This is a genomic window from Cellulomonas edaphi, from assembly GCF_030362815.1.
In the GTDB taxonomy this organism is placed as follows: domain Bacteria; phylum Actinomycetota; class Actinomycetes; order Actinomycetales; family Cellulomonadaceae; genus Cellulomonas; species Cellulomonas edaphi.
The window spans coordinates 561,588-574,027 of record NZ_JAUCGR010000002.1; the positions used below are offsets into that span (position 1 = coordinate 561,588).

The window sequence follows — 12,440 nt, forward strand, 5'->3', positions numbered from 1 at the left end:
ACCGCCACGCCACTGGCCGACTCCCGCCCTACGGACCGGCACGCGTCTCGGCAGCAGAGCAGCAGGGCAGCATGAAACGATGACACCTCCCTCGGACAGCCCACCGGACTTCTACGGCCGGCTGATCAGCTCCACCGTGCGAGTCGTCACGTGGAACGTGTGGGGGCGGCACTCGAACTGGCGGGGCCGCGAGCCTGCCATCATCGCCACGTTGCGGGGCGCACGTCCGGACGTCCTCGTCCTTGCCGAGTCGTGGGCCACGAACGACGACAGCCAGCGTGCCCGGCTGGCGGGCGTGCTGAGGATGCCCCATCACACGTACAGCGGGGTGCAAGCAGAGGAGGACGACACCGCACTCTCAGGCGTTGCCGTGATGTCGCGATGGCCGATCGCACGGACCGACAGCCTCACGTTCGGTGGCGCACGCGTGGAGCTCGCGGAGATCACTGGTCCGCGAGGGTTGGTCCAGGTCGCGGGGGTCGTCATGGACGCGTGGTGGTTCGACGAGAGCCAGGCACGACAGGACGCCGTGCGCGGGTTGCTCGAGCACCTCGCCGAGCTGGTGGACGACGCGGTCCCGCTGGTCGTGTGCGGAGACTTCAACTGTGACCCGGACAGTGACGAGATCCGGATGCTCACCGGTCGGTGCGCCGTTCCCGTCCCGGGGATGTCGTTCTACGACGCATGGGAGGTCGCCGGGGGCCGTGACGGCACGGATCCGACCGGCGCCACCTGGTCGCGTGCCAACCCGTGCACCGCGCCGCTGCTCTGGCCGGACCGGCGCATCGACTACGTGTTCTCCGCGACGAGGCGGCGCGGCGGAGCGGGGCACCCCGTGCGCGCGCAGCTGCTCGGGACAGAGCCCGTCGACGGCGTGTGGCCGTCAGACCACAGCGCCGTGCTCGCGGACCTTCGGTACTAGGTCAGCAACCCGCACGCGGACACCCGGTCCCACTGCGTCGGCGGACCGGCGATCCTCAGATGTCGCTGCAGGTGGCGGTGGCGGCGGCATCGTCGTGACCACGTCGAGCGCCATCAGCGCCACCAACACCTCCTCCGCCGGACCGACTGACGCAGTGATCGCCGGACGCACCACCGTCACGCCGAGGACGTCGCGGTCCGCTTCCGGGCGCGAGCGCGGGCCACGACGTGTTCAATCGAGGACCGAGCGCCAACGTCCCGAACGATGGAAGGGGGTACGCGGTGACCCTGCGCCTGTTGATGCTCGCCGACACGCACGTGCCGGCGCGAGCACGCGCCCTTCCGCCGGACGTGTGGGCCGCGGTCGACGATGCGGACGTGGTGCTGCACGCCGGCGACTGGGTCGACGTCGGGCTGCTGGACGCGCTGTCGTCGCGCGCGCGGCGGCTCGTCGGCTGCTTCGGCAACAACGACGGCGCTGCCTTGAGGTCCCGCCTGCCTCTCGTCGCCCACGTCGACCTCGACGGCCTGCGCGTGGGCGTGGTGCACGAGACGGGCGCCGCGTCCGGCCGCGAGCGCCGGTGCGACGAGGCCTACCCCGATCTCGACCTGCTCGTCTTCGGCCACAGCCACATCCCCTGGGACACCGTGACCCCTCGCGGCCTGCGGCTGCTCAACCCGGGTTCGCCGACGGACCGCCGCCGGCAGCCTGCCGCCACGTACGTCACCGCCACGGTGCAGGACGGGCGGCTGGACGACGTCACGCTCCACGCGCTGCCGGTGCGGCGCTGACGACGCGCGGGTGGGGGCACCCTCCCGCTGCGACTTCCCCGCCGTCATCGGACGATGGAGGAGTGACGAGGACGGGCACGAGCTCAGCTCCGTGGCGGGCGACAGCGTCGGGGGCGGGCCCCGTGGCGGTCGCCGCCGACGTCGTCCGGCTCCTCGCCGTGGTGAGCGTGGTCGCCGGGACCTGGCGCTCGGGTGTGGTCGGCGCGGCGCTCTTCCTGCTGGTGCTCGGGGGCTGTGTGCTCCCGCTCGCTCTCCGGCTGCCGGCAGGGCTGGACGCCGCGTACTGCGCGACGCTCCTGTTCGCGGCGTGGGCGGCGCAGCTGGACTGGTACGTGGCGATCCCGGGGCTCGACGTCGTCGTGCACGCGGTGGCGACCGGGCTGATCGCGGTCGTCGCGACGGTGGCGCTCGCGCGCTGGGGGGCCGTCGTCGCGCCGACCGGGCGAGCACGGGTCGGGGTGGCGGTGGTCGTCGTCGGGATCGGCGCCGTCGCCTCGGTCCTGTGGGAGCTCGGCGAGTGGGCCGGGCACACGTTCCTCGACGACCGGATCCAGGTCGGCTACTCCGACACCCTGGGCGACCTCGCCGCCGGTGTCGCCGGCAGCGTGATTGCTGCGGCGCTGGCCACCCGGTCCCTCGACCTCGACGCCGCGGGCGAGTCATGAGGACCCTCCCCCGCATATCGGTCGTGATCCCCGTGCGCGACGACGCACAGGCGCTCGACGCCTGCCTCCGCAAACTCTCCCGGCAGACGGTGCGCCCGTTCGAGGTCCTCGTGGTCGACAACGGGTCGACCGACGCGTCCGCCCGGGTGGCGGCGGCGCACGGCGCGCGCGTGGTCACGGAAGGCCGCCCCGGCATCCCGGCCGCTGCCGCCACCGGCTACGACGCCGCGACCGGAGACGTCATCGCCCGGCTGGACGCCGACTCCCTGCCGGAGCCGCAGTGGGTCGAGCGCATCGCGACGCGGATCGCCGACGACCCGGACCTCGACGCCGTCAGTGGCACCGGCCGGTTCACCGACCTCCACCCGATCGCCGGGGCGGTCGCGAGCACCGTCTACCTGGGCGCGTACTACCTCATGGGCCACCTCGCGCTCGGCCACCCTCCGCTGTGGGGCTCGTCGATGGCCGTCCGCCGCAGCACGTGGTGCAAGGTCCGCACCAGCGTGGCCCGCGACGACGCCGAGATCCACGACGACCTGGACCTCGCGTTCGCGCTCGGCCCGGAGCGGCGGATCATCGTGGACCGCCACCTGCGGGTCGGTGTCTCCGCGCGCTCCATTCGTGGAGGGGCGCAGCTGATCCGGCGCTTCGACCGCGCGTGGCGGACCCTCCGGCGCAACTGGCGGCGGCTCCCGCCGTGGGAGCGCTGGCGGCGGCGTCTGACGCGCTGACCCGGCGCGGCATGGACTCACCCGAACAGGGGAACCGGGGCTCGCCGTCGCGCGAATGTGCTCGGCACCCCAACCGATCCGGCACGCTCGGCGTTGTCTGTGCATCGGAGGTTACGACGAGTCCTGAGGGGGTTTCGTGCGGGGGGACTGGGAGCCGCTGCTCGAGCAGCTGGTCCGCGAGCGCTACACGCGCCTGCTGGCCAGGGCGATGCTCCTCGTCGGGGCGCGTGGCGATGCCGACGACCTCGTCCAGGAGGCCCTGCTGTCGACATTCAGCGGGCGAGCGCGGCTGACGTCGGTCGAGGCCGCGGAGCAGTACGTGCGCCGCGCGATCGTCTCTCGCTTCATCGACCGGCTGCGGCGCGACGGGCGGGAGGCCATCGCGCACGACGAGGCGTCGCGGCTCGACGCGCCACCAGCGCAGCAAGACGTTTCCACCGAGCTCGAGGCAGCACTCGCGCTGCTCGCGCCGCGCGAGCGGGCGTGCGTCGTCCTGCGGCACCTCGAGCAGATGTCTGTCGCCGAGACCGCGGAGCATCTCCACCTGAGCGATGGTGCCGTGAAGAGGTACACGTTCGACGGCCTGCGCACGCTCAGCTCCGCGCTGGGCACGCGCCCACCGTCCGACGACGTGCCGGTGCGGCTGGTGCCGCACCAGTCAGCTGCCAGGCCCACCGACGGGTCGACGCACCAGGAGGCCTCCCATGGAGCGTGATCTCGACGATGTCGTCCGCCGATCGCTCGACGAGCGCGTCGAGCGACTGGGGCCCGCGGCACCCGCGCCTTCCTCCCTTGCCACGACGGTGGCTCGGGTGCGACTGCGACGTCGGCGGCGCATGGTCGGAGAGGTGTTCGCGGGTGTGGGCGTCGCCGCCTCGCTGCTGGTCGCGCTGGCGCTCGGCACCGCGCACGAGCCCCCCGCGCCGGCCCAGACCCCGTCCCCCGCGCCGACGCTGAGCGCGCCCCCGTCGCCCAGCGCGACGCCCGGTCCCACCACGTCGGCGACCGCGACGGCACTCCCGTCCCAGGCGCAGATCGATGCCGGCCTGGGCCTGCCCGCGACGACCCCGGCGCCGAGCGACGTCTGGAAGGACGTCGGCCCGGGCTGGGCGCTGGGGATCTACCGGCCCCGCTGGGTCACGGGCACGGGCGACGACCCCGTGTTCCGCTCCTCGGTGGTGCTGGCCTCCCCCGACGGCACCGCCTACCACCTGCGCGAGCTGCCCGTGGACAAGGACGTGACGCTGGCGCACTGGGAGCCAGGCGCCACCACGGCACTCGTGACCGTCGCGCCGGTCCATGACGGGTTTACCGAGGCCGGGGTGCGCGGCTGGCTCGACCTGCGCTCGGGCAGATTGACGCGCGAGCCCGGCGCCGTCGGCGAACCGGTGGACGACATCGCCCCCGAGATCTCCTTCCGGGGGGTCGACCACCACGGGGACGAGATCTGGTTCGCGACCTATGGGCTCACGGGCGGCGGCGGCCCCGTCACTTTGGTCGTGCAGAAGCACGACGGGACGCTCGTGAGGCGCGTCGACCTCGATGGTGACGTCATGTACCTCGGCTCGAGCCTGCTCGACCCGGACGGGCGCCTTCTCGTCGCTCCCGGCCACGACGAGAACGAGGCGACGTTCGACGTCGTCGACCTCGACACCGGCCGGCAGACGGCACATCCCTACGGCGTGCCAGGTCAGTACTGCCAGGTGGTGGGCTGGCAGTCCGCCGTCGAGCTGCTCACGCGGTGCCGCACGGCGCCGTGGTCGTCCACGGGGTACGAGTCGCACCTGACCACAGCGGCCGACCCGCTCTACGTGATCCGCCTCGACGGCGGCGCCCCACGCAAGATCCGCACCCTCGCGACCCCCGACCCCGCCGTGCCGCTGTGGCACGGGCTGACTCTCGCCGACGGGTCGGTGGTCGTCGGCGCGCTCCCCCTCGGGTCCCACGACGACGGCTCCTGCGAGGCGGGTCTGTACTCGCTCGACTCCGTTGCCCGCCCGACGCCCCTGGGCATCGACCACGTCGTCGCAGCGACGCCCGTCGGGACGCTCGGGTCGCGCCTCTACGCGGTCACGCGCACCGGATGCGAGCCGACCACGGCGGACACCACCCAGCTGGAGTCGCTCGACGGCAGCACCCGCACCGCCCTGCTGCGCCCGCCGTCCCCTACTTCCGGGCGGATCGAGGGCGGCCTCGGCTCATGGGCCGTCGCAGGTGGACCGGCGGCGCGGGCCTGGGGCTGAACCTGGAGTCCGGGGTCCAGGTGCTGCGGCGGGCGAGGAACGTATCGACCCCGCGCCCGCCCCCGTCCTGGCTACGATCGCACCCGACCGCTCGTCCACCGGTTCCGGGAGCCGACATGCGCGTGACACGAATCGGAGGGCCGACGGTCCTCGTCGAGCTCGACGACTGGCGGATCCTGATCGATCCGACGTTCGACCCACCCGGGCGCCGCTACACGTTCGGGCTCGGCACCTCGAGCACCAAGACGCGGGGACCCGCGATCGAGGCCGCCGACGTCGGACCGATCGACGTGGTGCTCGTGAGCCACGACCAGCACGCCGACAACCTCGACACCGCCGGCCGCGCGCTGCTTCCCGCGGCGACGTACGTCGTCACGACGCTCGCCGGCTCGCGCAGGCTCGCGGCCGCCAACGTCCACGGCCTCACCGCCGGCCAGTCCGTCGGGCTGACGGCGGCGGGCAAGGCGCCGCTCCGCGTGACCGCGACGCCCGGCCGGCACGGCCCCGCCCTGACGCGAGCCATCGTGGGAGACGTCATCGGCTTCGCCGTCCGCCGCGAGGACCAGGAGACCGTCGCCTTGTGGGTGACGGGCGACACGGTCGTGTACCCGGAGCTGCTCGACGCGGCTCGCTCGTTGGACGTGGACGTGGTCGTCGTGAACGTGGGGGGCGTGCGCTTCCCCGTCAGCGGCCCGCTCACCTACACGATGACCGGCTCGGAGGCCGTCCGCCTGCTCACCACGCTCGAGCCACGGGTCGCGATCCCCGCCCACTACGACGGCTGGTCGCACTTCCGCGACGGCGAGGCGGGCCTGCGGGCGGCGCTCCGGACCGCGCCCGGCCGCGTCCAGGACGCGGTCCGCTGGGTTCCCGACGGTCAGCCCGTCGACACGGACGCGCCGGCGGAGTAGCCGCGGGCGGCACCGGCCGGCCGCCGAGCCCGCACCGTCGACCCGCCGGCGATGCCCTCTCAGGCGAGGGCGTCGATGCGCGCCATCTCCTCATCGGTGAGCTCGAACCCGAACACGTCGAGGTTGCTCGCGAGCCGGTCCGGGTCCGTCGACTTGGGGATGACGACGACGTCGTGCTGCACGTGCCAGCGCAGCACCACCTGGGCGGGTGTCACGTCATGCGCACGGGCTGCCTCCACGAGGGCCGTCGCGCGCATGTCCGAGCGCTTCAACGGGCTGTACCCCTCGACTTGGACTCCCCGCTCCCGGTGCTGCGCAAGCAGCCGCGGGTCGTGGTCGGTCGGGCTGTAGGGAATCTGGTTCACCGCGGGCGCCTCGCCCGTCGCGGCGATCAGCTCGTCGATCTGCGCGATCGAGTAGTTGGAGACACCGATCGCGCGCACCAGCCCCTCGTCGCGCGCCGCGCGGAACGCCTCCCACGTCTCCGGTGCCGCGCCGGCGCTGGGCGGCCAGTGGATCAGCCACAGGTCGACGTGGTCCACGTGCAGTGCGACGAGCGACTCGGTCAGCGTCCGACGCTCCTGCCCGATCCGTTGTGGCGGGAGCTTGGTGGTGACGAAGACGTCGTCCCGGTCGATCCCGACCGTGGCGAGGGCGCGCCCGACCTCCGGCTCGTTGCCGTACATCGTGGCGGTGTCGACGTGCCGGTAGCCCAGCTGGAGCGCAGTGCTCACGGCTCTCTCTGCGACGCTCCCCGTCGCCTGCCAGGTGCCGAGGCCGAGCACCGGGATCTGTCCACCGTTCACCGGCCGGGTCGGAACGTTCGCGTCGATCATCGGGCCATCATGCGCGCCGGGCCCGCGGGTGGCATCCGGTCGGTTCCGGCTGACCGAGCCCGGCGGCTCGGATGTCGAGCCGCCTGGCGGTGCGGTCGGTCAGCTCGCGAGGAACGACCGCAGCGCGGCGTTGACCTCTTCGGCGTGCGTCCACAGCAGGCCGTGCGGGGCGCCCTCGACCTCGACGTACTGCGCGTGGGGGACCGCCTGACGGAACCGGCGGGCGGTCACGTCGATCGGCAGGATGTTGTCCTTGGTGCCGTGCAGGATCAGCACCGGCTTGCCGGTCGCGCGCACCGCCTCGACGTCGGCGCGGAAGTCCTCGATCCACGCGGGCACGACGGCGTAGGCCGCGGCCGGCGCGCTGCCGATCGCGACGCTCCAGCTCGCGTCGACCGCCTCCTTGCTGATGCGGCTCCCGAGGTTCTCGTCCAGGTTGTAGAAGTCGTTGTAGAACTGCGTGAACCAGGCGAAGCGGTCGCCCTTGGCCGCGGCGGCGATGCCGTCGAAGACGTCCTGCGGGACGCCGTCCGGGTTGTCGTCCCGTGCGACGAGGAAGGGCTCGAGCGAGGCGAGGAACGCGAGCTTCGCGACGCGCTCGTGGCCGTACGTCGCGACGTAGCGCGCGAGCTCGCCCGTGCCCATGGAGAAGCCGACCAGGATCACGTCCCGCAGGTCGAGCTTCGTCAGCACCGCGTCGAGGTCGGCGGCGAACGTGTCGTAGTCGTAGCCCGTCGTCACCTTGGACGACTGGCCGAAGCCGCGACGATCGTAGGTGATGACGCGGTAGCCGTCGGCGAGCAGCTCTCGCGTCTGCCGCTCCCAGCTGTGGCCGTCGAGCGGGTAGCCATGGATGAGGACGACCGCCTGGCCGGCGCCGTGGTCCTCGTAGTAGAGCTCGATCGGCGCGCTGTTCTCGGTCCCGACGGTGATGAAGCCCATGACCAGTCCCCTTCCGGTGCGATGAGAACGTTCGTTCTCACCTGAGGACTCCGACACTAGAGAACGCGCGTTCTCGCGTCAAGTACAGTGGGGCGCATGACCACGGACAGCGCCCGCGAGCAGATCCTCGCCACGGCCGAGGAGCTCTACTACACCAAGGGCTACGCGGCGGTCGGCATGGACGAGCTGCGGACCAAGGCCGGCGTCTCGTTGCGCCGCCTCTACGCGGCGTTCCCGTCCAAGGACGACGTGGTCCAGGCCGTGCTCGCACGCCGGCACGCGCAGTGGGAGGCCGGGCTGAACGGCGCCGTCGAGGCGGCCGGCGAGGACCCCCGCGACCGCCTGCTCGCCGTCTACGGATACCTGGAGAGCTGGTTCTGCTCGGACGGCTTCCGCGGCTGCGCGTTCATCAACGCCTTCGGGGAGCTGGGCGGCACCAACCCGGAGGTCGCGGCGATCGTCCGCGAGCACAAGGCCGCGTTCCAGCGGTACATGGCCGGTCTCGTGGCTGCGACGGGCGCGCCCGCGCTGCTCGCCGCGCAGCTGTCCATCCTGGCCGAGGGGGCCCAGAGCACCGCGGCGATCTCGGCGGACCCGCAGGCGGCGGCGCAGGCGCGCGCCGCCGCCGAGACGCTGATCGACGCGGCGATCGGCTGAGCGGGCGCCTCAGCCGACCGCCACCTCCCGACGCGCAGCGGCGAGGTCGCTGACCACGCGCGCGACGCCGGCAATGCCGTCGTACTGCGCGTACTCGGCCTCGAGCTCGCGCGCACGCGCACGGAACGACGGGGTCGTCAGAAGCCGTCGCACGGACTCGCGGACGGCTCGCGGGCTCGTCACGTCGTCCCGGTCCACACGGGCTCGCACGCCGGCCCCGGACCACTCGACCCGCGCCCCGACCTCGGCCTTGTCCTCCGTGCGGCCCGCCACCACGAGCGGGACCCCGTGCGAGAGGGCCAGCTGCACCCCGCCGAACCCGCCGTTCGTCACCATGACGTCGACGAACGGCAGCAGCCGGTCGAAGGGCACGAACGGCGTCACGCGGGCGTTGGGCGGCACGGCGACGCTGTCGTCGTCGGTGGTCGCCACCACGAGCACGTCCTCGTCCGCCAGACCTTCGAGCGCGGGTCGCACGAGCCTGCGCGAGTCCGTGGCGATGGTCCCCTGCGTCACCAGGACGACGGGACGACCGGCCGCACGCGCGGCACGCACGTCTCCCCACCACGTGGGCTCCTCGAAGGACTCGACGCCCCGCGGGAGCAGGGCACCGACCGTCTCGACCTTCTCCGGCAGGTCGGAGCGCGGGTACTCCAGGCCCGGGACGGACGTCTGCAGCACGCGCGTGGCCATGGTCTGCGACCAGTCGAAGAAGAAGCCGCGCTGCGGCGGCATCCCGGCCGCGACGACGAGCTCGTGCGCGCGCCGCTGGACGGACCGGAACACGACCTTCTCGATGAGGACGCGCAGCCCGCGCGCCACCAGACGTCCGCCCGCCGTCGTCGGAGGCATCAGCCCGGTCCCGAAGGGCATGGTGTCGCGGCTGGTGAGCGGGAGCGGCGACACCGAGAACACCACCGACGGGATGCCGTGACGACGGCCGGCGATGGACCCGGCGATGAAGGCGTTGTCGGAGACGATGACGTCCGGGCGGTGGCGGGCGACGATCGCGTCGACGTCCTCCAGGAACCCGGGCACGGTCTCGACGAAGTGGTGACGCGCGTCGAACTGGAGCCTGCGCACGCCCGGCTTGGGTGCGCCGTGCGCGAGCGCCCACTCGTCGATCAAGGAGTCGTCCAGGTCTCGCCCGGCGACCATCGGCTCCACGCCGGCGCCGGTGGCCAGCACGGCCGACGCGAACTTGCTGCCGGTGTACACGCGCACGTCGTGGCCCGCCGCGACGAGCTCGCGGACCACGGGCAACGCGGGTCGCACGTGACCCGTGATCGGCGACAGGGTGAACAGGATGGTGCTCATCGAGACTCCTCGGTGCGACGGGATGCGGCCGGGATCTCCGGCCGGGCAACCAGGAGTCCGCACCCGTCCCCCTGATACGCCGCACGGGCGGGTGAACCGTTCGTCCGCCCGTCTCGTGTTCGTCGTATCGGGCCCACCGTGGGCTCGCGACGAGAGGGTTGACGATGAAGACGATCCTGAGACGTACCTCGCTGGCCGCCGCGGTGGTGCTGACCGCCGGGCTGATCGGCGCCCCGGCGGCGCTCGCCGGTGGCGACCACGGCAGCAGCCACTCCCACGGTCATGACGGCCGGACCATCCTGCACGCCACGATCGCGGGAAGCCTGACCAGCGACCCGGTGCTCTTCGCGGGGACCACCCCGGTGGCCCCGGGCGGCGCCGACTGGGTGATCGGCAAGGGCGATGCGCGCCTGCGCCACGACGGCCGCCTCGTCGTCCGGGTCGACCGCCTGGTGCTCACGTCGACCGGCGCCAACCCGGTCACGCAGGTGGCGGCGAGCGTCGCGTGCAACGGCGCGGTGGTCGCGACGACGGCCGTCGTGCCCTTCTCGACGACGGGCGACGCCCGGATCACGGCGCACGTCGCGCTCCCGGACCGCTGCATCGCGCCCGTGGTGCTGCTCAACCCGCGCGGCAACCCCGCGGTCTTCATCGGGATCACCGGCGTCGAGGAGTGACGCGAGGACCGGCGCCTCGCCGCCCGGACGGGCGTCGAGGAGCCGGTCGCTCCCACACGGAGCGATCTGGGCCTCAGAGGGACGTTCCGGCGAGGCGCTCAGCAGCTCGAGGATCCCCATCACGACGAGCACGCCCACGGTCGTCCACACGACGAGCCCGACCGTCGGCTCGTCGGCGGCGATGATCACCAGCACGCCCAGGGCGATGACGACCCAGCGCAGGAGCGTGCGGCGCGCGCCCAGCCACACCCCGAAGCCGCCGGTGTCGACGCCTCGGCCGCGCCCCCACGACCTGATCGTCTCGAAGCCGCTGCCCGCCGACCGCCGGGTCGCGATCGCGGCAGCCGATCCGCCGGCGATGAAGCTGAAGAACGCGACGACGAGGCCGATGATTGCGACCACGCGGATGGTCACCTTCATGAAGTGCACGATCGTCTCGTACAGCACCGTCACCGCGCCGCCCGACGCCGTCGCGGGGATCGAGCCGAGGATGGCCTCCTTGCCGACGGCGAGACCGACCGCGAGCAGAGCCATGCCGCCGACGAGGGCCAGGGCGGCGGCGGCGGTGGTGCGCAGCCGGGTGGTCGAGACCGCAACACCGGCGACCAGGAACATGAGCGCGATCCACGGCAGCCAGTCGCCCAGCGTGTCCAGCACATTGTACGCCGTGCGCAGCTGCACCAGGCTGTCCGCCTGCGCGATCGGGATGACCGGGTTGGCGTCCGGGATCAACGACGCGACCCCCAGGCCGGCCTCGACGAGCTGCTGCTTGACGATCTCGATCACGGGGCCGAGCTGCAGGCTGAGCTCCCCCTCGTCGTCGAGCTGAACCACCGTGTTCGGATCGCCGTTCAGCACCGCGACGATCTGCGTCTGCGCGGTGCGGTTGATCTGTGTCCACATGGTGCTGAACGCGTCCGACTGGACGAACCTCGTCACCGTCTTGGTCACCAGCGTCTCGATGCCGCTGGTCAGCGGCGCATCCAGAAGCTCGATCCGCTCGGTCAGGGCCGGGGGCGCGCCCTGCTGGACGAGGAACTGCTGGAGCTCGTCGGTGACGGTGCTGACGTCGATCCGGTCCATCACGGTGTTCACCGTGCGGTTGATGATCGCCTGCTGCACCTGCGGGTCGTCCGCGAGCGGGGCCACCGTCTCCAGGTAGCGGTCGGTGTCCGTGAGCGTGCGCTCGGCCCAGCTGGCCACGAGCCCGAGCGGCGCCAGGAGCGCTCCGATCGCCACCAGCACGACGGCCGTCCACTGCCGGACGCGGTGGCGCGGTGCGCGCACCACCGCCACCGGTGCGGTCGTCGCCGGCACCTCGCTCAGCCGGCGCCGCAGGGCCGCGTTCTCGGCCTCGAGCTTCGCCAGCCGGGCGGCGACGTCCTCGTCTGCCGCCGCACTCGCGGCGGGGACGTCGATCACGAGGGTGTCCGCCTCGGTCGGGTGGGCGTCGGCCACGTCCGCCGCCCGCTCGTCGGCGGGCGTCTCCGTGCCCGGCTCGTCGGGCTCGCCGTCCGCCGCGGTGCCCGCCCCGGACGGCGCCTCGGGAGGAACCCTGTCCCCGGCGACCGCCTCGTCGGCCCGCCGCTCCGCAGCGGGGCCCGTACCACCCGGTGCTCGCCTCGGCTTGCGCTCGCTGGGTGGTGTCATGGCTGCCTCCTGCGTCGTGTGACCTGGGCGAACACGTCGATCTTGGCAGGATCGGCGGCGCAGGGACAGCGTTTCGTCCGTATGTGTCCGCTTCGTGC

At 72.9% G+C, this 12,440-nt stretch carries 12 protein-coding genes; 8 read left to right on the plus strand and 4 right to left on the minus strand.

What is annotated here, in order from left to right; all coding sequences use genetic code 11:
• Nucleotides 1–79: 79 nt before the first annotated feature.
• From QRT05_RS08920 to QRT05_RS08950, 7 genes are all read left to right on the plus strand, one after another.
• A complete protein-coding gene (locus tag QRT05_RS08920; protein ID WP_289446777.1) occupies nucleotides 80–922 on the plus strand; it encodes an endonuclease/exonuclease/phosphatase family protein in 843 nt (280 codons plus the stop codon).
• Nucleotides 923–1,203: 281 nt separating this feature from the next.
• The gene (locus QRT05_RS08925; RefSeq protein ID WP_289446779.1) at nucleotides 1,204–1,713 is read left to right on the plus strand and encodes a YfcE family phosphodiesterase; all 510 of its coding nucleotides are present in this window, start codon (nucleotides 1,204–1,206) and stop codon (nucleotides 1,711–1,713) included.
• Nucleotides 1,714–1,835: 122 nt separating this feature from the next.
• Nucleotides 1,836–2,378 (plus strand): hypothetical protein, encoded by a 543-nt coding sequence (locus QRT05_RS08930; RefSeq protein WP_289446780.1) that lies wholly within the window; start codon nucleotides 1,836–1,838, stop codon nucleotides 2,376–2,378.
• Nucleotides 2,375–3,109, plus strand: coding sequence for a glycosyltransferase family A protein (locus tag QRT05_RS08935; RefSeq protein WP_289446781.1), 735 nt, complete (start codon nucleotides 2,375–2,377; stop codon nucleotides 3,107–3,109). The genes QRT05_RS08930 and QRT05_RS08935 overlap by 4 nt, the downstream gene beginning before the upstream one ends.
• Before the next feature lie 136 nt (nucleotides 3,110–3,245).
• Nucleotides 3,246–3,824, plus strand: a complete 579-nt coding sequence (locus QRT05_RS08940) for a sigma-70 family RNA polymerase sigma factor (RefSeq protein WP_289446782.1) — start codon at nucleotides 3,246–3,248, stop codon at nucleotides 3,822–3,824.
• A gap of 97 nt (nucleotides 3,825–3,921) precedes the next feature.
• On the plus strand, nucleotides 3,922–5,352 hold the full coding sequence (locus tag QRT05_RS08945; RefSeq protein WP_289446783.1) for a hypothetical protein: 1,431 nt from the start codon (nucleotides 3,922–3,924) through the stop codon (nucleotides 5,350–5,352).
• A 116-nt stretch (nucleotides 5,353–5,468) separates the two neighbouring features.
• The gene (locus QRT05_RS08950) at nucleotides 5,469–6,263 is read left to right on the plus strand and encodes an MBL fold metallo-hydrolase (RefSeq protein WP_289446784.1); all 795 of its coding nucleotides are present in this window, start codon (nucleotides 5,469–5,471) and stop codon (nucleotides 6,261–6,263) included.
• A gap of 59 nt (nucleotides 6,264–6,322) precedes the next feature.
• On the opposite strand, the gene QRT05_RS08955 is transcribed toward QRT05_RS08950, so the two are convergent.
• The gene (locus QRT05_RS08955) at nucleotides 6,323–7,099 is read right to left on the minus strand and encodes an aldo/keto reductase (RefSeq protein ID WP_289446785.1); all 777 of its coding nucleotides are present in this window, start codon (nucleotides 7,097–7,099) and stop codon (nucleotides 6,323–6,325) included.
• A 99-nt stretch (nucleotides 7,100–7,198) separates the two neighbouring features.
• The gene (locus tag QRT05_RS08960; RefSeq protein WP_289446787.1) at nucleotides 7,199–8,041 is read right to left on the minus strand and encodes an alpha/beta fold hydrolase; all 843 of its coding nucleotides are present in this window, start codon (nucleotides 8,039–8,041) and stop codon (nucleotides 7,199–7,201) included.
• A 96-nt stretch (nucleotides 8,042–8,137) separates the two neighbouring features.
• Between QRT05_RS08960 and QRT05_RS08965 the strand changes: the two genes are divergently transcribed.
• Complete coding sequence (locus tag QRT05_RS08965; protein WP_289446788.1) at nucleotides 8,138–8,698, plus strand: TetR/AcrR family transcriptional regulator; 561 nt, start codon at nucleotides 8,138–8,140, stop codon at nucleotides 8,696–8,698.
• A 9-nt stretch (nucleotides 8,699–8,707) separates the two neighbouring features.
• Here QRT05_RS08965 and QRT05_RS08970 read toward each other — a convergent pair whose 3' ends face one another.
• Together QRT05_RS08970 and QRT05_RS08975 are read right to left on the minus strand one after the other, a co-directional pair.
• Nucleotides 8,708–10,015, minus strand: coding sequence for a glycosyltransferase (locus tag QRT05_RS08970; protein ID WP_289446790.1), 1,308 nt, complete (start codon nucleotides 10,013–10,015; stop codon nucleotides 8,708–8,710).
• Nucleotides 10,012–12,342: a hypothetical protein gene (locus QRT05_RS08975; protein WP_289446792.1), complete on the minus strand. Its 2,331-nt coding sequence runs from the start codon at nucleotides 12,340–12,342 to the stop codon at nucleotides 10,012–10,014. Before QRT05_RS08975 ends, QRT05_RS08970 begins: the two co-directional genes overlap by 4 nt.
• Nucleotides 12,343–12,440 lie beyond the last annotated feature (98 nt).